The sequence below is a fragment of the Pseudomonas sp. FSO-7 genome (assembly GCF_059579345.1).
In genome coordinates this window covers 3574360-3594936 of sequence record NZ_CM184193.1, presented here as the reverse complement: position 1 = coordinate 3594936, position 20577 = coordinate 3574360, and the positions used below count along the sequence as shown (strand labels likewise).

The following is a 20577-nucleotide window of genomic DNA, read 5'->3' as shown; positions in this document are numbered from 1 at the left end:
CGAGGGCCCTTTTTTCCGCATGAATGATGAGGAGCGTCGGTCCCGCGTCGTCGGGATCGAAGTCCGCAAAAGCAATAACAAGAAGGACCCGATTATGTGGCGTTGGACCTGCACCCAAGAACACCGCCGGCGGTTCGCCGGACCCGGCAGCGCCGTCCTGATGCTTGGCTTGCTGCTGTCACTGACCGGCCAGGCGTCGGCCCAGGGCTTCGCCGATCCGCTGGAAACGCCGGCCCCGCGCTACGCCGACGGACTTGCCGGGCTGCCGATCCAGGCCCTGGCCAATACCGGCGAGGCGTTGCTGGCGGTGGGACTGCGCGGGGTGATCCTGCGTAGCGAGGACGCCGGCCGGCATTGGCAGCAGGTGCCGGTGCCGCTGAGCTCCGACCTGCTGGATGTGTCGTTCGTCTCGCCGCAACACGGCTGGGTCGTCGGCCAGGACGGGGTGATTCTCGCCAGCGAGGATGGCGGGCGCAGTTGGACCCGACAGTTCGACGGGCGCCAGGCCCTGGAGCAGTTGAGCCGCTATTACCAGGACGACACCGCGCTGGAACCACAGGCCAGTGATGGTTACCTGGACCAGTTGCGCACCAACCTGCAGGCCGGGCCAGTGCTGCCGTTCTTCAGCGTGCGCTTCGTCGACGACCGTCATGGCTTCGCTGTCGGTCCGTTCGGCATGTTCGTCGCCAGCGATGACGGCGGCCAGCATTGGCGGCCGGCGCTGCACCAGATTGACAACCCGGATTCCCTCCACTTGAACGCCATCGCCCAGGTCGGTGAGCACCTGTTCATCACTTCCGAGCAGGGCATCGTGTTCAAGGCCGACCGCAGCGGCGCGCATTTCCGCCCGGTGAGCACCGGCCATGTCGGCTCGTTCTTCAGCCTTGCCGGCCACGGTGATGTGCTGCTGGCCGGCGGCCTGGGCGGCGTGCTCTACGCCAGCCACGACCAGGGCGAAAGCTGGCGCGCACTGAAGTCGCCGCTGACCCAACTGGTTTCACGTATCGAATTCGATCCGCGGGCGCAGCGCTTCACCGCGATCACCGCCGGCGGCGAAGTGCTCGAACTGAGCGCCGACCTGATTCGTTCCAACCTGCGCCAGAGCGCCGCGCCGATGCTCTACACCGACGTGCTGAGCCTGCCGGGGCAGGTGATCTACGCCGGAATCCAGGGCCTGCGCCCGGACAGCGCCGAGCCCGTCCAACCGTCCCGAGGGGAGCAGTAATGGTGGATATGTCACGCCACACCAGCATGCCGGTAGTCGCGCGCATCGAGCAGTTCGATGCCCGCAGTGGCGACCTCGCCGAACGCATCATCTTCAATTCGCGGATCGTGGTGATCCTGCTGTCCCTGCTGGCGACTGTACTGCTGGGCTGGCAGGCGAGCAAGCTGACCGTGGGCGCCAACTTCAACCAGATGGTGCCGCAGTCGCACCCCTTCATCGAAAACTACTTTGCCAACGCCGACTCCCTCGGTGGCCTCGGCAACGCCGTGCGCATCGTGGTGGAGAACAAGCAGGGCGACATCTACGACGCCGAGTACCTCGAAGTGCTCAAGCGCATCAATGACCAGGTGTACCTGCTGCCGGGGGTTGACCGCGCGTTCGTCAAGTCGCTGTGGATGCCGGCAGTACGCTGGACTGAGGTCACCGACCAAGGCTTCGTCGGCGGGCCGGTGATGCCCGAGGATTACAGCGCTTCCGCGGCGTCTCTGGCCCTGCTCAAGCGCAATGTCGTCCGCGGCAACCTGAGCGGCAGTCTGGTTGCCACCAACGGCCGTTCGAGCATGCTCTTCGTGCCGTTGCTGGAGCGTTTCGCCGACAGTGGCGAGCCGGTGGATTCGGCCGGCTTCGCCAAGCGCCTGGAGGACATTCGCCAGTTCGAGAGCGACAAGATCGGCATCCATGTGGTGGGCTTCCCGCAACTGGTCGGCGACCTGGTGGCAGGTCTCGGCAAGGTCATGGTGTTCTTCGTCTTTGCCGCGCTGATCGCCATGGCGATCATCTTCGTCTACACCCGCTGCGCCCGCAGTACCTTGCTGGTCACGGTGTGCTCGGTGATGGCGGTGTCCTGGCAACTGGGCATTTTCCACCTGATGGGCTACGTCATCGATCCGTATTCGATCCTGGTGCCGTTCCTGGTCTTCGCCATCGGCATTTCCCACGGCGCGCAGAAGATGAACGGGGTGATGCAGGACATCGGCCGCGGCACCCATCGCTATGTCGCCGCGCGCTACACCTTCCGTCGCCTGTTCCTCGCCGGGCTGACCGCGTTGCTGGCCGACGTGGTGGGCTTCGCGGTGCTGGTGATGATCGACATCCCGATGATCCAGGGCCTGGCCATTGCCGCCAGCATCGGCGTTGGCGTGTTGATCTTCACCAACCTGATCCTGCTGCCGGTGTTGCTGTCTTATACCGGCGTGTCGCCCCGGGCGGCGCAGCGCAGCCTGCGGGAGGAGCAGGGCGGTAACCGCCTGGAGTTCCTGGTCGCGCTGACCCGCCCGCGTCCGGCGGCGCTGATGGTTGGCGCCTCCGTGGTGCTGGCGCTGGTGGGCTACCTGGCGAGCCTGAACATGCAGGTCGGCGACCTCGACCCGGGCGCCCCGGAGCTGCGTGCCGATTCGCGCTACAACCAGGACAACGCCTTCATCACCGGCAACTTTGGCCTGTCCAGCGACCAGTTTGCGGTAATCGTCAAGACCGCGCCGGGGCAGATCAATAGCTTCCAGACCCTGCTGGAAATGGACCGCCTCGAAGAGCGCCTGCGCCGCCTGCCCGGGGTGCAGACCACGGTATCCATGGGCAGCCTGACCCGGCTGTTCACCGCCGGCAACTCGGAGAACAACCCGAAATGGCTGAGCATCCCGCGGGATGCGCTGATGACCACCAACGCCACGTCGCAGATCGCCGTGACCTACCCGGACCTGGTCAACGGCGACTACACCGTGGCCCCGGTGATCGTCTACCTCGCCGACCACAAGGCGCAGACCCTGGAAGCGGTGGTCGCCCTGGTGCAGGACTTCGCCCGCGAGCACGACAGCGCCGACCGGCAGTTCCTGCTGGCTGCCGGCAGCGCCGGGATCGAGGCGGCGACCAACGACATGGTGCGTCATTCCCACTACCGGCTGATCGGCTGGGTCTACCTGGCGGTGATCGTGCTCTGCTTCATCACCTTCCGCTCGTGGCGGGCGGTGCTGGTGGCGGTGATCCCGCTGGCCATCACCACCATCCTCTGCGAGGCGTTGATGGTCTGGCTGGGCATCGGCCTGAAGGTCGCCACGCTGCCGGTGATGGCGCTGGGCGTGGGCATCGGCGTGGACTACGCGCTGTACCTGCTGAGCGTGCAACTGGGCAACATGCGTCGCGGCCTGCCGCTGGCCGAGGCCTACCGCAACGCATTGAACTTCACCGGCAAGGTGGTGGCGCTGATCGGCATCACCCTGGCGGTATCGGTGGTGACCTGGGTGTGGTCGCCGATCAAGTTCCAGGCCGACATGGGCTGGCTGCTGACCTTCATGTTCGTCTGGAACATGGTCGGCGCCCTGGCCCTGATCCCGGCGCTCTCGTATTTCCTGCTGAACCGGCAGTTCCAGGATTCCGCGTCCCGCCTGGCGGGGCAGGAACCGGTGGATGAGCACGCCATCCACGCCCCCCGACAACAGGCGTCCGTGCGCGACAAGGCACAGGCGCTGGTTACTCCGCTTCCCGAGGTTCGTTAGTACACGCCCACGTTCAGTGACGCCTGCGTTTTGAATAATAAAAATCGAGACAGGAGAACAACAATGAAGACCCCCGATATCCGCAAACACACTCTGGCTGCCCTCAGCCTGGCCGTGTCCCTGGTGTTCGCCGCGGCCCCGGCCCTGGCCGAGGAGTTGACCCCGTTCGGCGCCATCAAGGGCGCCAATGCCGACGGTAGCATCCCGGCCTACACCGGCGGCCTGACCCAGCCGCCAGCCGGTTACACCGGCAACGGCAATTACATCGATCCCTATGCCGCCGACAAGCCGCTGTACAGCATCACCAAGCAGAACCTGGCGCAGTACGCCGACAGCCTGACCCCGGGCACGCGCTTTCTGTTCGAGCGTTTTCCGGACTACCGCATCGACGTCTACCCGACACGGCGCAGCATGCACTGGCCGGATGCGGTGATGAAGAGCACCGTCGAGCACGCCGGCCAGGCGAAGCTGGCGGGCGAGGTCGAGGGCGATCGCATCGACAACTCGTTTGCCGGGATTCCGTTCCCCCAGCCCAAGACCGGTACCGAGGCGCTGTGGAACCGCTACTTCACGTTTATCCCGTACCTGGAGCTGACCGCTGCCTCGTACATGGTCGATTCCCGCGGCAATGTTTCGCTGCTGCCTGAGGGCACCATGCACAAGGCCAACGTGATCTACGAGCCGAAGCTGCAGAACAGCGACAACACCGGCATCACCGACATGGCCAATATCGTCTCCTCGGCGCCCGCCAACGTCGCCGGCTACGCGCAACTGCGCAAGGAACGCCTGGACTACGGCTCCAGCGGCACCCTGGCATGGTTCTACGATCCGGGCCAGCGTCGCGTGCGTGTGGCGCCGAACTACACCTACGACATTCCGGCGTCGAGCCAGGGCGGGGTGCTGTTCTATGACGAAGTGTTCCTCTTCTCCGGGCGCATGGACCGCTTCAACTACAAGCTGGTGGGCCGCGAGGAAATGGTCCTGCCGTACAACAGCTACAAGCTGCTGCAATCCAACTACAAGGATGTGCTCGGGCCAAAATTCCTCAACCCCGATGCCATTCGCTGGGAGAAGCACCGCGTCTGGGTGATCGAGGCCGAGCTCAAGGACGGCGCCCGTCACGCTTACCAGAAACGCCGCTACTTCCTCGACGAAGACTCCTGGGTGGTGCTGGCCACCGAAGGCTACGATCATGCCGGGCAGATTCACCGCGTCGGCTATACCTATCCGGTGTTCGAGTACACCGGGTTGGGTGGCGTGTCCAACGGCAGCCATGGTTTCTACGATTTCAACCGTGGCAGCTACGCGGTGATCTGGATGGGCAAGACCTCCGGCAAGCCGGCCGACGTGAAGTTCTTCAGTGAGGTCAAGCGTCCGGAGATGTTCACCCCGCGCGGCATTGCTGGTACGTCCACCCGCTGAGTGCTGCAAAACCCGGCGTGCCACTGGCCGCCGGGACTAACAAGAACAAGACCGCCTCTGCATTTCATGAGGCACCGTGAGGATTACAAAGATGTCCGGGACGCTTATCGAGACGTTCAACTGGTGGGCGGTGGAGCGCGCCGACGTGCCTGCGCTGGTGGTCGGCGACGAGCACGTCAGTTATGCCCAGCTCAAGGTCTGGGCCGGCTCGGCCGCGCAGTGGCTGGTGGCCCAGGGTGTGGAGCCCGGTGACCGGGTCGGGATCATGGCGGCCAACTCGCTGCAATGGATCATCCTCAGCCAGGCGGCGATGCTGGCCGGGGCCATTCTCGCGCCGGTCAACCCGCGTTTCACCTTCAGCGAGGCGTCTTATCTGCTGCTGGAGCGTTACCGGGTCAAGGCGATTTTCCATGACGCCGAGCGCGCCGACGTGGCACGCAAGATGGCCGACCAGGTGCCGGGTTGCGGGGTGTTCGACCTGGCGGAAATGGACCGGCTGCGGGATGTGCCGTTCGACCCTGAAATCGCTCTGCCAGAGGGAGCTCTGGACGTTGATCTGGTGATCATTCCCACCAGCGGCTCCACCGGGCGGCCCAAGGGCGTGGTGCTGTCGCATCGTTCCATGGCCGGCTACATCGCCGACTCCTGCCTGGCCCGGCCCGGCGCCTTCAGCGAGCCGCGGGTGTTGCTGTTCGCGCCGTTGTGCACCTCCGCCGGCTACGTCGTGCTGACCCAGTACCTGGCTTATGGCGGCACGGTCTATCTGGAACAGGCGTTCGACGCCGAGCGGGCGATCGACAAAATCGTCAGCCAGCGCATCACCACCATGATGGGCACGCCGATCTTCTTCGAACGCATGGCGGCTTGCGACAGCTTTCGCGATGCCGACCTGAGCAGCCTCTATTACTGCCTGGTAGGTGGTTCGCGGGTATCCCGCGCCTTGCTCGATGCCTGGCTGGGCAAGGGCGTCCTGCTGCGCCAGCTCTACGGCCAGACCGAAGTGGGCGGGCAGGCCACCTTCAACACCGACCAGGCTTCCATCAGCCACCCGGAGAAATGCGGGCGCGGCTCGATGTACACCCGCATCGCGGTGATCGATCAGCAGGGCAGCTTCGTGCCGCCGAATACCCCGGGGCAAATCGTGGTCAAGGGGCCGGGGGTGATGGTGCGCTACTGGGAAGACCCGGAAGCCACTGCCAGCACCCTGGTGGATGGCTGGGTGCGCACCGGCGACCTGGGCATGCTTGACGAGGACGGGCTGCTGACCATGCTCGACCGGATCAAGGACATCATCATTTCCGGTGGCCTGAATATTTCTGCGGCGGAAGTGGAACGGGTCATCTCCGAGTATCCGGGGGTGCACGAAGTGGCGGTGATCGCTGCCCGCGACGACACCTTCGGCGAGACTCCGCTGGCGATCATCCATGGCCCGGCGCCGGGTGATATCCCTGAACTGCTGCTGCATTGCAGCACCCACCTGAGCAGCTACAAGGTGCCGCGCTACATGGTCTGCACCAGCGAACCGCTGCCGCGGCTGGCTTCGGGCAAGATCGCCAAGCCGAGCTTGCGCGAAGAGTATGCGGAGGCGCACCTGAGGTTGAATCGGGTGCGCTGAGGTTGTTTTTGGGCCGCAAAGCAGCGCCGATGATCCCTGTCATGAGGACACTGCCAATGATCACCCTGTACCACAGCAAGGACTCCCGCTCGCTGCGTTGCCTCTGGTTGCTGGAAGAGCTCGGTCTGCCGCATCAGGTGGAGTGGGTTGCCTTTCCGCCGCAGTTGAAACAGCCCGAGTACCTTCAAATCAACCCCAACGGCACGGTGCCGTACCTGATCGATGGCGAGAACGCGCTGCGCGAGTCCGCGGCGATCCTGCTCTATCTGGCCAACCGCTATGGCCATGGCAACTGTGTGGTCCCCGTGGACTCACCGTTTTACGCCGCCATGCTCGACTGGCTGTTCTACGGCGAGACCGTCCTGGCCGGGTCGCTCTCCGCGGCGCTGCGCTACGCCATGTTCCTGCCGCGCCCGCAGCGTAATGAGGTGGTCGCGCAGGACTACCGGGAAATGATGGTGCAACGCCTCGATGCGTTGGACCGGGCGCTCGCGCAGGGCCCGTACCTGTGCGGCGACACCTTCACCATCGCCGATATCTCGGTGGGCTACGGCCTGTTGCTGGGCGAGTTGCTGGGGCTGGCGCCGCGTTATCCGCAGCGTATCGCCGACTACCTCGCACGCCTGAAAGAGCGCCCGGCGTTTCTCAAGGCCCGCGGCCTCGCCAACTGAGTGAAGCCTGGCGGCTCGCGCCGCCAGGCTCCCGCCTCACCACTGCAACGGCAGTTCCAGCAAGGCCAGCGCGTAGCCCATGCGGTATTTCGGCACGCTGCCCGGCACCACACTGAAGCTCGGTACACGCTTGAGCCATTCCTCGGCCAGGATGCGCATCTCCGCGCGGGCCAGGAAGTGCCCCAGGCACAGGTGGGCACCGGTGGAGAAGGTCAGTGCTTCCTTCTTCGGCCGGTCGATGTCGAAGCGGTGTGGGTCTGCGTTCTTGCGCTCATCGCGGCCGGAAATCGGCAGCAGGCAGAGCACCATGTCGCCTTTTCTGAACTGCATGCCGAAGCGCTCGCAATCCTTCAGCACCATACGCGGTGTACTGATGATGCCGAAGCAACGCAGGCCCTCGTCGACGAAGGACGGGATCAGCGCCGGATCGGCCGCCAGCCGTGCCTGCAGCGCGCTGTCGCCGGCCAGTTGGCGGAAGGTGAAGGCGGTGGCGTTGGCCACGGTGTCCATGCCGCCGAGGAACAGCAGGAAGCACATGTTCTGGATCTCGTCGAGGCGGATCGGTCGGCCGTCGATCTGCACGGTCAACAAGTGGCTGATCAGATCGTCGCCGGGAGCAGCGCGTTTGGCCTCGATCAACTCGGTCATGATGCCAACGATCTGCCCGCCCAGATCATGCAGTTCCGCCTGCACGTTGGTGGCGAAGAAACGGTCGGAGAGGGTGCGGAACTCCCGCAGCCGCTCCAGCGGCATGCCCATCAGTTCCATGAAGATCGACACCGGGAAGGCCGAGGAAATGCTGTCGGCAAAATCACAGTGCCCCTGGTCCTGCACCTCGTCGATCAGGCGGTTGGCCCAGTAGCGGATCTTCTCTTCCAGCACCTTGACGTTCTTTGGCGAGAAATGCGGCATCAGTGCCTGGCGGTAGGGCAGGTTGGCCGGTGGATCAAGGCTCAGCGGAATGAACACCGGCGGGTTCTCGATACGCGGGATCTGCTGCTCGGACGCGGAGAAGTGCTCGGGATCGCGCACCACCTCGCTGATCTCGTCATACCGCGTGACGACCCAGTGGCCGCCATTACGCAGGGTGTAGAACACCGCCGGCGCCTCGCCGTGCAGGCGACGGGCATAGGTTTCGTGGAGGTTTTCGGCGGGGGGGGCGGAGCCTGTGACGTTGAACATGTCGAAGTCATACAGGTGCTCGGGAGCGACGTGGTCCGGACGGGGTGAGACGGTCATTGCGTGTTCCTCGGTTTTTGTTATGTGAGGTTGTTTTTAACTAACTATATTAGTTTATAGATCGTAATCCGACGCCATTTCATGACGTTCTCCAGCAAGTGTCCGCTGCGTTGTCTCAGCGCTGCAGCCGTGGCACCTCCAGTTCGAGGCCGTCGAGGGCTTCGGTCAGGCGGATCTGGCAGCTCAGGCGCGTGTTGGGGCGGGGCTCCGGCACGCATTCGAGCATGTCGCGTTCCATATCGGTTTGTTCTGGAAGCCTTGCCTGGAAAGGCTCGGGAACGATCACGTGGCAAGTGCCGCAGACCAGATTGCCGCCGCAGTCGGCGAGGATGCCGTCGACGCCGTGGGCTACGGCCACTTCCATCAGCGTCGGCCCCGGGGCGGTCTGGATTTCATGCCGGCTGCCGTCGGGCGTGATGAATGTCAGGTTGATCATCGTTGCAGGTCCTCATTGTTTTCATTGTGGGTTGACCCTGGAAAAATATCTAAATAGATTAGATAAATGTCCCGGGGCCTGTGTCAACCGTTCCGGCGTGTGCCAACAACAATAAAAACGAGTGAGTACCATGGCTGAATTCGATTACATCATCGTCGGCGCCGGCGCGGCCGGTTGTGTATTGGCCCATCGGCTGTCCGCCGATTCGCGGGTCAGCGTGGCCTTGCTGGAGGCGGGCGGGCGCGACAACAGCTATTTCGTCAAGATGCCCAAGGGCCTGGCCAAGGTCATGCAGGACGCCAGTTGCACCTGGCTGTATCCCGCCGAACCGGAGGAGGGCAATGCCTTCAACGGTGATATCTGGGCGCGCGGCCGGCTGATGGGCGGTTCCAGCAGCATCAACGGCATGATGTACGTGCGCGGCCAGCCGGCGGATTTCGACGAGATCGCCGCGCAGTCCAGCGACGACTGGGCCTGGGCTCATATCGGCGAAGCCTACCGGTCTTTGGAATCTCACCAACTGGGTGCCGGCCCGACCCGCGGCGACCAGGGTCCGCTGCGCCTGAGCCTGGCCGATCGGCGCAATGCCCTGACCGAAGCCGTGCTGCAAGCCGGTGTCAGCATGGGCCTGCCGCGCAAGGACGACGTCAACCAGCCCGACGATCAGCCAGCGGTCGGCTATTCCTCGCGGACCATCTGGAAGGGCCAGCGCCAGAGCGCATCACGGGCGTTTATCGAGCCGGTGCGCGGGCGCCCCAACCTGACCATCATCAGCGACACCACCGTCGACCGCGTGCTGTTCGACGGCCAACAGGCGGTGGCCGTCGAACTGGCGTCCGGCGGCAGCATCAGCGGCACCCTGCGTGCCCGTCGGGAAATCATCCTTGCCTGCGGCGCCATGGCTTCACCGGGAATTCTCCAGCGCTCCGGCGTCGGGCCGGGTCATCTGTTGCGCGATCTTGGTATCGAGATGGTCTGCGACAACCCCGAGGTCGGCCAGAACCTGCTGGAACACCGTGCCCTGTTGCCTCAGTGGCGCTTGCGCCAGCCGTTCTCCGACAACCGTGAATACACCGGCCTGCGTCTGCTGAAAAACACCCTGCAATATGTGCTCCGGCACAGCGGTCCGATGTCGTCGGCAGCCTATGAAATGGGCCTGTGGCTGAAGTCCGATGCGAGCCAGCCGCGCCCGGACATCCAGTTCCTCGTCGCGCCGTTCACCTTTGACTACAGCACCCACCGCCAGACCCTGGAGAAGCATCCGGGCCTGGGCATGGTCGCCTATCCGCTGCGCCCGACGTCGAAGGGCCAGGTGAACATCCGCAGCCGCGACCCGCACCAGCTGCCGGAGCTGAAACCCAACTACCGCACCACCGAGCACGACCGCGCGCTGATGATCCGCACCCTGCAACTGGCCCGCGAGTTCGCTGCGCAATCACCGTTGGCGCCCTACATTGCCGAAGAAACCTTCCCCGGCCCGCAGTGCGTCAGCGACGAGCAGATCCTTGCCGCCTACGACCAGCACGGCAGTTGCGGTTACCACGCCGTGGGCACGTGCCGGATGGGCAAGGATGACGCTTCGGTGGTCGATTCGGCGCTGCGTGTGCGCGGTGTCAGCGGGCTGCGGGTGGTCGACGCCTCGATCTTCCCGCAGATCCCGTCGGGAAACACCAACGGCCCGACCATGGCCATGGCCTGGCGCGCGGCCGACCTGATCCTGCGCGACGTGGCCAACTAAGGGAGAACACACCGATGGATCTGTCCCTGACCACCGAGCAGCGCCTGTTGCAGGACACCCTTGAACGCTGCATGCGTGATTACCGTCACAGGCCCACCTCAACCGCCGGCCTGGCCTGGGCTGTACCCCAGGGCCAGGAGCTGTGGCGCCGACTGATCGGCGAACTGGGCCTCGGCCTGCTGGTGCCGAGGGTGGGCGGCGAGGCGCTGCATGTCGAGCATGCGCTGGTACTGGAAGTGTTCGGCCGGCATTTGCTGCGCGAGCCGTTTCTCGAATCCGTGGTCGTGGCGGGGCACCTGCTGGCGGCCCTGGGCGGCGAGCGGGCTGAAACCTTGCTGGATGAAATGAGCGCCGCCGAAGCCATCGCTGTACTGGCGTGGGCCGAGCCGCAATCAAGCCATGACTTCGCCGATATCGCCCTGCGCGCGAGCCGTGACAACAACGGCTGGACCCTCGACGGACGCAAGTGCCTGGTGCGCAGCGCCGCCTGCGCGAGTCATTTCCTGGTGGTGGCTCGGACCTCTGGCCGCCTTGGTGACATGCAGGGGTTGTCGCTCTTCCTGTTGCCGAAGGACACGCCAGGGTTCAGCCTGAATGAATACCCCTGCGTCGATGGCGGCCACGCCGCCGACCTGCAACTGGATCGGGTCAGGCTCGATGCGTCGGCGCTGCTGGGCGAGGAGGGCGCAGTGTTTTCTCACCTGGAACGCCTGCGCGATATCGCCGTCGCCGGTGCCTGCGCCCAGGCCCGCGGCCTGCTCGGCGAAATGCTCGAACAGACCCGCACCCATGTCGGCCAGCGTCGCCAGTTCGGTCAGTCGCTGGCGGGTTTCCAGGTGGTCCAGCACCGTCTGGTGGACATGTATTTGCACGTGCTCAAAGCCGGCTCGGCCTCGTTGTTGGCGACCCTCAGCCTCGACACGCCCGACAGTGGCCCGGCGGCCTCGGCAGCCCAGGTGGTAATGGCCTCGGCTTGCCGCTTTGTCGGCCAGTCAGCCGTGCAGTTGCACGGCGGCATGGGCATGAGCAACGAAATCGCGATCAGCCACTACTTTCGCCGCGCCACCGCTCTGGAGCGGGAGTTCGGCAGTCGTGACTTTCATTTGGTCCGATACAATGCTCTCCAGCCTCTGGCGCCCTGATAGAATCGCGCATCGTCGATGACCGGCAACCGCGCCGGCTCCCCACTCAAACGACGGCGCCCGCACGATGCAGGCGCTGACGGCTCTCACAGGAATGATTCTCTTGGGTAGACCTTCAAAACCGATCATCTCGAAGGAACTGGCGGTACGTGCCGCACTGGAAGTCGTGGACGACAAAGGCATCGACGGGCTGACCCTGCAACTGGTGGCGCGCAAGCTCGGTGTGCAGGCCCCATCGCTGTATTACCACTTCAAGGGCAAGTCGGAGATGCTCGAAGAAGTGGCGCGGATGATCCAGGTCGACGCAATCATTCCCAACCTGCGCACCACCGGCAATTGGCGCGATGCGTTGATCGAGCTGGCCGTGGCGGTGCGTGCTTCGATCCTCCGGCACCCCAAGGCGGCGCCGCTGCTGCTGCAGTTCTTCCCCCGCCACCTGATGCTCAAGTACTACGATTTCTGGGCCACCCGCTACGACATCCCCGCCGAGCGCAAGATGCTGGTTATCGAAGGCGTGGAAAAACTCACCTATGGCTCGGCCCTGATTGGCGCCATGAGCCGTGCCGGTGGTGTGCCGCCGATGCCCGAGTTCGACCAGACCGAATACCCGGCGCTGGCCGAGGCGGTCAATGCCAATCAGCTTGATGACGATGCGATGTTCGTCGAGACGCTGCGGGTGTTTCTCTACGCGTTCTAGCTCCGCAGATTCGTCGTAACCGACGATACCCGCCCCCCCGCTGATGCCGGACCATGGCCATCGACCGATTGTTCAGGTGGATGGCCACAGGCATGAATACACGAATCACGAAACTCTTGGGCATCAGCTACCCGATCATCCAGGGCGGCATGATGTGGGTCGGCCGCGCCGAGCTGGCGGCGGCAGTTTCCAATGCTGGCGGCCTGGGGATCATCACCGCGCTGACCCAGCCAGACCCACAGGCACTGGCCGAAGAGATCGCCCGCTGCCGCACCCTCACGTCACGCCCGTTCGGGGTCAACCTGACGCTCCTGCCGTCGATCAATCCGCCGCCCTACGAGGCCTACCTGGACGTCATCATCGAGTCCGGCGTGAAGGTGCTGGAAACCGCCGGCAACAACCCCCGCGAGTTCATCGCCAAGGCCAAACAGGCCGGGCTGGTGGTGATCCACAAATGCGTGGCGGTGCGCCATGCGTTGTCCGCCGAGCGCAATGGCGTCGACGCGGTCTCCATCGATGGCTTCGAATGCGCCGGCCACCCCGGTGAAGACGATATCTCCGGCCTGGTGCTGATCCCCGCCGCCGCGCGGCGGCTGTCGATTCCGGTGATCGCCTCTGGCGGCATCGCCGACGGCCATGGCCTCGCCGCCGCCCTGGCCCTGGGCGCGGAGGGCGTGAACATGGGCACGCGCTTCTGCGCCACCCAGGAAGCGCCGATCCACCCGTCCATCAAGCAGGCGCTGCTGGCCGCCGACGAGCGCGACACGCGCCTGATCTTCCGCAGCCTGCGCAACACCGCGCGGGTGCTGCGCAATGCCATTTCAGAAGAAGTGGTGAGCCTTGAGCGCCGCGAGGGCGGGGTGACCTTCGAGGACATCCGCCCGCTGGTGGCCGGTGCCCGCGGACGTGCGGCGCTGGAGTCGGGGCAGGTGGACGACGGGGTGATCACCGCCGGCCAGTGCGTCGGCCTGATCAATGACATTCCCACCTGCGCCGAGCTGATCGAGCGCATGGTCGCCGAGGCCCGCGAGCAAGTGCGACGCGTGGTCGGCCAGTTCGACGCCTGACCCGAAAAACAACAAGAGGGGCTTTGCAGTGACCGATTTTCTCTTCCGTGGCCAGTCCCTGACCCTGGCGCGAATCGAACAAGGCTTCGCCGAGCTGCGCCTGCGCCGCGACGATGCTGCCATCAACAAGCTCGACGCCCGCACCGTGGACGAACTGAGCACCGCTCTCGGCCTGCTGGAGCAGCAGGGCGACCTGCGTGGTCTGCTGGTCAGCAGTGGCCTCGACGTGTTCGTGGTGGGCGCCGATATCACTGAATTCACCGACCTGTTCACCCGCACCCGGCAGGACATCGTCAGCCACACCTGGCAGGCCAACCAACTGTTCGAGCGGCTGGCCGCCATGGCGGTCCCCAGCGTGGTTGCCATCAACGGCTTCGCCCTTGGCGGCGGCCTGGAACTGGCCCTGGCCTTCGATTACCGGGTCATGGCGGAGGGCGCCCGCATCGGTCTGCCTGAAGTCAGTCTCGGGTTGATTCCCGGCTACGGCGGAACCGTTCGCCTGCCGCGGGTCAGCACGCTGGAGGTGGCGCTGGACTGGATCGTCAGCGGCAAGCCGCAATCCGCCGCCGCAGCACTGGAGGCGGGTGTGGTGGAACAGCAGGTGGCCGCCAGCGAACTGCGCGCCGCCGCCCTGGAGTTGCTGGAGCAGGCAGCCGCCGGTCAACTCGACTGGCGTGCCCGCCGCGAGCGGCGCCTGGGTCCTCCAGCAGGCATCGTCGACGCCGACCGTTTCGAACAGGTCCGTGCCCAGGCGCGGCGCCTGGCCGGCAAGCACCAGCCGGCCCGCAGCTGGGTGGTCGATCTGCTAGAGGCGACCAGTCACGCCGGCCACCGGGAGGCCCTGCGCCTCGAAGGCGAAACCTTCGCCAAGGTGGCCAAGACCCAGGCGGCGTCGTCGCTGGTGCGCACCTTCCTCAACGACCAGGCGATCAAGAAGATCAGCCGTCAGCATGATCGCCAGGCCGAGCCGATCCGCCAGGCGGTGGTGCTGGGCGCCGGCATCATGGGCGGCGGTATCGCCTACACCAGTGCCTTGCACGGCACGGCCACGCGGATGAAAGACATCCATCAGCAGGCCCTCGACCAGGGCATGGCCGAGGCCGCCAAGCTGCTGGCGCGGCAGGTTGGCAACGGCCGTCTCAGTGAGGCGCGTGCCGCTGCCGCACTGGCTGCGATCACCCCGCAACTGGACCACAGTGGCTTTGTCGAGACCGACATCGTCATCGAGGCGGTGGTGGAGAACCTGACGGTCAAGCGCAGCGTTTTGCAGGAGACTGAACGCCGGGTCTCGACACGTACCGTGCTGTTGTCCAACACCTCGTCACTGGGGATCGACGAGATCGCCGTGGGCCTGGTCCGGCCGGAAAATTTTGCCGGCATGCACTTCTTCAACCCGGTGCCGGTGATGCCGCTGGTGGAGATCATCCGTGGCAGCCGCAGCAGCGCGACCACGGTCGCCAGTGCCGTGGCCCTGGCGCTGAGAATGGGCAAGACGCCAATCGTGGTCAAGGACTGTCCGGGCTTTCTGGTCAACCGCATCCTGGCCGCCTATATCCGCGCCTTCCTGCAGTTAGTGGGCGAGGGCGCCGACTATGAGGCGGTGGACCGTGCCGCCGAAGCGTTCGGCTGGCCCATGGGTCCGGCCTATCTGGAAGACGTGGTCGGCCTGGATACCGGCGCCCATGTTTGCGATGTGATTTTTGCCGGTTATCCGCGGCGCATGCCGGCGGTGCCGGGCAATGCGATCAAGGCGTTGCTGGCAGCGGGGCGTCTGGGTCAGAAGAACGGCAAGGGCTTCTACCGCTACGAGGCCGGTCCCGGCGGGCGCCCGGCGCGTTTCCCCGATCCCGAAGCCCAGGCCCTGGTGGCCGCCGCTCGTAGTGGTGCGGAGCGGGCATTCAGCGACGAGGAAATCACCGAGCGGCTGATGCTGGCGATGATCGTCGAAGCCATTCATGCCCTCGAGGAAGGTGTGGTTGCCAGCGCCGCCGAACTGGATACCGCCCTGCTGCTGGGGCTGGGTTTCCCGGCGTATCTCGGCGGCGCGCTGGTCTATGCCGACTGGCTCGGCGCCGCCCATCTGTTATCGCGCTGCACCCATTACGCGGCGCTGGGCGAGGCCTACCGGGCGCCGGCGCTGCTGCTGGAACTGGCGGTGAACGACGGCCGTTTCTATCCCTGAACTGACCGGGCCTGCTTGGCCCGGCACCCTCGACAACAAGAACAAGGAATCGAGCATGGCTCAAGCCTATATCGTGGCCACCGCGCGTACTGCGGGCGGTCGCCGCAACGGACGCTTGTCCGGCTGGCACCCGGCGGACCTCGCCGGTGAAGTACTGAACGCCCTAGTGCAGCGCGCCGGCATTGATCCGGCGCTGATCGACGACGTGATCCTCGGCTGTGTCGGCCAGGCCGGCGAGCAGTCCAGCAATATCGCCCGCAATGCGGTGCTGGCAGCGGGGCTGCCGGAAAGCATCCCGGCGACCACCGTCGACCGCCAGTGCGGTTCGTCCCAACAGGCCCTGCATTTCGCCGTGCAGGCGGTGTTGTCCGGAACCCAGGACATCGTCGTCGCGGGCGGCGTGGAGAGCATGAGCCGCGTGCCCATGGCACTGGCGCACTGGCTGCCTGAGCAACACGGCTACGGCCAGTACGTCAGTCCGGGCATGCAAGCGCGTTATCCGGGCGTGGTGTTCAGCCAGTTCGATGGTGCCGAGGCGATTGCCCGCAAATACGGGCTGGACAAGGACACCCTCGACCGCTTCGCCCTCGACAGCCACCGCAAGGCCGCCGAGGCGAGCCGTAGCGGTGCCTTCGACGCGGAGATTGTGCCGGTGCGCATCAGCCTCGAAGGCGGCGGCAGCGACTGGCACCGGGTGGACGAGGGTATTCGTTTCGACGCCACCCTCGAAGGTATCGCCGGGGTCAAGCTGCTCACCGAGGGCGGGCGCGTCAGTGCCGCCAGCGCCAGCCAGATCTGCGATGGCGCCTCGGCGTTGCTGGTGGTCAACGAGCGCGGCCTGAAGACCCTCGGCGTCGAGCCGCTGGCGCGTATCGAGCACATCAGTGTCCTCGGCCACGACCCGGTGATCATGCTCGAAGCACCGATTCCGGCGACCCGCCGCGCGCTGCAACGCGCCGGCTTGCGCATCGACGACATCGACCTCTACGAAGTCAACGAAGCCTTCGCCCCGGTGCCGCTGGCCTGGTTGCAGGCGCTGGAGGCCGATCCGCAGCGACTCAATGTCCACGGCGGCGCCATCGCCCTCGGCCATCCCCTGGGCGGTACCGGCACCAAGCTGCTCGGCACGCTGCTCCATGCCCTCGGCCGTCACGGCAAGCGCTATGGCCTGCAAACCGTCTGCGAAGGCGGCGGCCTGGCCAACGTCACGATTATCGAACGCCTTTGATTTCTGGAGAGCCAGCAGCATGAAACTCGACAATTCCATCGTCGCCGTGGTCACCGGCGGCGCTTCCGGCCTCGGCGCCGCCACGGTGCGCGCCCTGGCCGCCCGCGGCGCCAGGGTGGCGATCTTCGACCTCAACGAAAACCTCGGCCTGGCCCTGGCCGAAGAAGTCGGCGGCGCCTTTTTCAAGGTCGACGTCACCTCCGACGCCAGTGTCGATGAGGGTTTCCGGGGAGCCCGCGAGGCGCTTGGCCAGGAGCGGGTGCTGGTCAACTGCGCAGGCACCGGCAACGCCATCAAGACCGCATCACGTGATCGGGTCACCGGCGAAATCCGCCATTTCCCGCTGAGCGACTTTGACCGCATCGTCCAGATCAATCTGCTCGGCACCTTCCGGGCCCTAGCCAAGAGCGCCGCCGGGCAACTGGCGCTAGCGCCGCTGGCTGATGGCGAGCGCGGGGTCATCGTCAATACCGCTTCGGTGGCCGCCGAGGACGGCCAGATCGGCCAGGCCGCCTACTCGGCGTCCAAGGGCGGCGTTGCGGCGATGACGCTGCCAGTCGCACGGGACTTGTCCGGCGAGGGCATCCGGGTCAACACCATCCTGCCGGGGATCTTCGACACGCCACTGCTCAAGGGCGCGCCGCAATCGGTGCTGGATGCCCTCGGCGCCTCGGTGCCGTTTCCCACGCGCCTGGGCCGGGTCGAGGAATTTGCCGCACTGGTCCTGTCCATCATCGAGAACGGCTACATCAACGGCGCCTGCCTGCGCCTGGACGGCGCCATCCGCATGGCGCCGCGCTGAGGATTTCTGCCCATGAATTTCGCAATCGACCCAACCCTGCAGGCCTTGCAGGCGAAAACCCGGCGTTTCATCGATGAAGTGGTGCGCCGTTATGAAACCGATCCGCGCCAGGATGGCCATGGCCCCCATGAGGCATTGCGCGACGAACTGGTGGCGCAGGCGCGGGAATGGGGGCTGCTCAGTCCCCACGCCGGCACCGAACTGGGTGGCATGGGCTTGTCCCACATTGCCAAGGCCATCGTCTTCGAAGAAGCCGGCTATTCGGCCCTGGGCCCTGTGGCGATGAATATCCACGCCCCCGACGAAGGCAATATTCACCTGCTGGAAGTGGTCGCCAGCCCGGCCCAGCGCAAACGCTGGCTGCGGCCACTGGTGGAGGGCACGGTACGCTCCTGCTTCTGCATGACAGAACCTGCGCCGGGTGCCGGCTCCGACCCCTCGATGTTGCGCACCACGGCCCGGCGCGATGGCGATGACTACGTGATCAGCGGCACCAAATGGTTTATCACCGGGGCCGAAGGTGCTGGCTTCGCCATCATCATGGCGCGGGTTGAGGACGGTGAGGCCACCATGTTCCTCGCCGACATGAACCAGCCCGGTGTGAAGATCGAGCGGCTGATGGACTCCCTCGACAGTTGCTTCACCGGTGGCCATTGCGTGGTGCATTTCGACGGCCTTCGGGTACCCGCCGACGCGGTGCTGGGAGAAGTGGGGCAGGGCTTGCGTTATGCCCAGGTGCGCCTGGCGCCGGCTCGCCTGACTCATTGCATGCGCTGGCTCGGCCAGGCGCGCCGCGCCCATGACGAGGCGGTGGCCTATGTCAGCGAGCGCGAGGCCTTTGGCAAGCGCCTGATCGAGCACGAAGGCGTGGGTTTCCAGTTGGCCGACAACGAAATGGACCTGCACAGCGCGCGCCTGACCATCTGGCATTGCGCCTGGCTGCTGGACCAGGGCCAGAAGGGTCGCCATGAGTCCAGTGTGGCCAAGGTGCTGTGTTCCGAAGCCCTGTGGCGGGTGGTAGACCGGAGCGTGCAGGTGCTCGGCGGCAGCGGCGTGACCGGCGAGCGCGTGGTCTCGCGCATCTTCCGTGACATGCGTGCTTTCCGCATCTACGACGGCCCGTCGGAGACCCACCGCTGGAGTATCGCCCGGCACATCGACCGCCAGCACAACTCGGCGAGGTTCCGTTGATGAGTGGCGTCTTTGACCTTGCCGGCAGACGTGCGCTGGTCACCGGCGCCTCCAGCGGCCTGGGCGAACACTTCGCCCGCTTCCTGGCTGCAGCGGGGGCCGAGGTGCTGGTTGCCGCGCGCCGCCGCGAGCGCCTCGACACGTTGGTGGCAGACCTGCGCTGGCAGGGTGCGACGGCCAGGGCGCTGGAACTGGACGTCACCAACGCCGCCTCGATCGACGCAGCGTTGGCCGAGCTGCGCGGTGTCGGCGGTATCGATGTGCTGGTCAACAACGCTGGAGTGAGCATTGCCAAGCCGGCGCTGGAACAGGAGGAACAGGACTGGGACGCCGTGCTCGACACCAACCTCAAGGGTTGCTGGAGCATGGCCACCGCCGTGGCGCGGCAGATGGTGGCGCTGGGGCGACCGGGCAGCATCATCAATATCGCCTCGATCCTCGGCGAGCGGGTGGCCGGTGGCGTGGCGCCCTACGCGGTGTCCAAGGCCGGGGTGCTGCAACTGACACGCGCCCTGGCCCTGGAACTGGCCCGCCATGGCATCCGGGTCAACGCCTTGGCACCGGGTTATATCAGCACCGAGCTGAACCAGGACTTCCTCGCCAGTGATGCCGGGCAACGGTTGTTGTCGCGGATCCCGCAGCGCCGCTTCGCCACCCCGGAAGACCTGCGCGGCGCCTTGCTGCTGCTGGCCAGCGACGCCGGGCGGTCGATCACCGGGGCAACCCTGGCGGTCGATGGCGGCCACTTGATCAGTTCGTTGTAGGAGCGGCCGATGTCCAGTCTGTTGCTGCTGCGTCACGGCCAGGCCGCCTTCGGTGCGGATGATTACGACAGTCTGTCGCCGCTGGGTATGCGTCAGGCCGAGGCCACCGGGGTGTTTTTCGCCGAGCGGGGGATGGCGTTCGACGCGGTTTATGTCGGGCCACGCCGCCGGCACCGGGACACGGCACGCGCGGCGGTCAGCGACGCCGGGTTGCTGGCCGTACCGGCGCTGGACGAGTTCGCCGAGGGCGACGCCCTGCTGGCGGCCGCCAGGCGCGAGTTGCTGGTACGGGATGAGCCCTGGCCCGAGGATCGTGCGGCTCAGTTGCGGCACTACGGTGCGCAGTTGCGCCACTGGTCCACCGGCACGGCAACGGTCGCCGGCGCCACGCCACTGGCCGAATTCGGCGCCACCGTCGGCGACTGGCTCGATAGTCTGCGCCAAGGTGTCCGGGGCCAGCGGCTGCTGGCGGTGACCTCGGCGGGCACCATCGCCATGCTTGCTTGCCGTGTGCTGGGGCTGCCTGACAATCGCGTCCACGAACTGCTGCTGGCGCTGGACAACGCCTCGCTCAGCGAAATCGTTTTCGACGTGCAGCGCTTGTCGCTGCGGGTCTTCAACAGCACGGCGCACCTGCCGGCGGCGCTGGCCAGCCGTATATGAAAC

Annotated in this window: 17 protein-coding genes; 15 read left to right on the top strand and 2 right to left on the bottom strand. The window is 65.7% G+C overall.

Annotated features, from left to right (window positions below; all coding sequences use genetic code 11):
* The first annotated feature begins 94 nt into the window (after positions 1-94).
* The 5 genes from AC515T_RS15685 to AC515T_RS15665 all read left to right on the top strand — a co-directional run bounded on the left by AC515T_RS15685 (position 95) and on the right by AC515T_RS15665 (position 7425).
* The gene (locus AC515T_RS15685; protein WP_496529049.1) at positions 95-1225 is read left to right on the top strand and encodes a WD40/YVTN/BNR-like repeat-containing protein; all 1131 of its coding nucleotides are present in this window, start codon (positions 95-97) and stop codon (positions 1223-1225) included.
* Positions 1225-3717: an efflux RND transporter permease subunit gene (locus AC515T_RS15680; RefSeq protein WP_496529048.1), complete on the top strand. Its 2493-nt coding sequence runs from the start codon at positions 1225-1227 to the stop codon at positions 3715-3717. Before AC515T_RS15685 ends, AC515T_RS15680 begins: the two co-directional genes overlap by 1 nt.
* A gap of 63 nt (positions 3718-3780) precedes the next feature.
* Positions 3781-5139: a DUF1329 domain-containing protein gene (locus AC515T_RS15675; protein WP_496529047.1), complete on the top strand. Its 1359-nt coding sequence runs from the start codon at positions 3781-3783 to the stop codon at positions 5137-5139.
* A gap of 91 nt (positions 5140-5230) precedes the next feature.
* Positions 5231-6754 carry a class I adenylate-forming enzyme family protein gene (locus AC515T_RS15670; protein WP_496529046.1) on the top strand — a complete coding sequence of 508 codons (1524 nt, stop codon included), beginning with the start codon at positions 5231-5233 and terminating at the stop codon, positions 6752-6754.
* Between the two features lie 41 nt (positions 6755-6795).
* Positions 6796-7425 (top strand): glutathione S-transferase family protein, encoded by a 630-nt coding sequence (locus tag AC515T_RS15665; RefSeq protein ID WP_496529045.1) that lies wholly within the window; start codon positions 6796-6798, stop codon positions 7423-7425.
* A gap of 36 nt (positions 7426-7461) precedes the next feature.
* On the opposite strand, the gene AC515T_RS15660 is transcribed toward AC515T_RS15665, so the two are convergent.
* Positions 7462-8664 (bottom strand): cytochrome P450, encoded by a 1203-nt coding sequence (locus AC515T_RS15660; RefSeq protein ID WP_496529044.1) that lies wholly within the window; start codon positions 8662-8664, stop codon positions 7462-7464.
* A gap of 115 nt (positions 8665-8779) precedes the next feature.
* Positions 8780-9100, bottom strand: coding sequence for a 2Fe-2S iron-sulfur cluster-binding protein (locus AC515T_RS15655; RefSeq protein WP_496529043.1), 321 nt, complete (start codon positions 9098-9100; stop codon positions 8780-8782).
* A 130-nt stretch (positions 9101-9230) separates the two neighbouring features.
* Between AC515T_RS15655 and AC515T_RS15650 the strand changes: the two genes are divergently transcribed.
* The 10 genes from AC515T_RS15650 to AC515T_RS15605 all read left to right on the top strand — a co-directional run bounded on the left by AC515T_RS15650 (position 9231) and on the right by AC515T_RS15605 (position 20574).
* Complete coding sequence (locus AC515T_RS15650; protein WP_496529042.1) at positions 9231-10838, top strand: GMC family oxidoreductase; 1608 nt, start codon at positions 9231-9233, stop codon at positions 10836-10838.
* A gap of 14 nt (positions 10839-10852) precedes the next feature.
* Positions 10853-11980 carry an acyl-CoA dehydrogenase family protein gene (locus AC515T_RS15645; RefSeq protein WP_496529041.1) on the top strand — a complete coding sequence of 376 codons (1128 nt, stop codon included), beginning with the start codon at positions 10853-10855 and terminating at the stop codon, positions 11978-11980.
* Positions 11981-12083: 103 nt separating this feature from the next.
* Positions 12084-12677 carry a TetR/AcrR family transcriptional regulator gene (locus AC515T_RS15640; protein WP_175650608.1) on the top strand — a complete coding sequence of 198 codons (594 nt, stop codon included), beginning with the start codon at positions 12084-12086 and terminating at the stop codon, positions 12675-12677.
* Between the two features lie 92 nt (positions 12678-12769).
* Entirely contained in the window at positions 12770-13744 is a 975-nt protein-coding gene (locus AC515T_RS15635) for an NAD(P)H-dependent flavin oxidoreductase (protein ID WP_496529040.1), read from the top strand.
* Between the two features lie 28 nt (positions 13745-13772).
* Positions 13773-15926, top strand: coding sequence for a fatty acid oxidation complex subunit alpha FadB (fadB, locus tag AC515T_RS15630; protein WP_496529039.1), 2154 nt, complete (start codon positions 13773-13775; stop codon positions 15924-15926).
* Positions 15927-15981: 55 nt separating this feature from the next.
* The gene (locus tag AC515T_RS15625; protein WP_496529038.1) at positions 15982-17154 is read left to right on the top strand and encodes an acetyl-CoA C-acetyltransferase; all 1173 of its coding nucleotides are present in this window, start codon (positions 15982-15984) and stop codon (positions 17152-17154) included.
* A 19-nt stretch (positions 17155-17173) separates the two neighbouring features.
* Positions 17174-17956: an SDR family NAD(P)-dependent oxidoreductase gene (locus tag AC515T_RS15620; protein WP_496529037.1), complete on the top strand. Its 783-nt coding sequence runs from the start codon at positions 17174-17176 to the stop codon at positions 17954-17956.
* Positions 17957-17968: 12 nt separating this feature from the next.
* Entirely contained in the window at positions 17969-19147 is a 1179-nt protein-coding gene (locus AC515T_RS15615) for an acyl-CoA dehydrogenase family protein (protein ID WP_496529036.1), read from the top strand.
* Positions 19147-19911 carry an SDR family NAD(P)-dependent oxidoreductase gene (locus tag AC515T_RS15610; protein ID WP_496529035.1) on the top strand — a complete coding sequence of 255 codons (765 nt, stop codon included), beginning with the start codon at positions 19147-19149 and terminating at the stop codon, positions 19909-19911. The genes AC515T_RS15615 and AC515T_RS15610 overlap by 1 nt, the downstream gene beginning before the upstream one ends.
* A gap of 9 nt (positions 19912-19920) precedes the next feature.
* Positions 19921-20574, top strand: a complete 654-nt coding sequence (locus AC515T_RS15605; protein ID WP_496529034.1) for a histidine phosphatase family protein — start codon at positions 19921-19923, stop codon at positions 20572-20574.
* Positions 20575-20577: the final 3 nt, after the last annotated feature.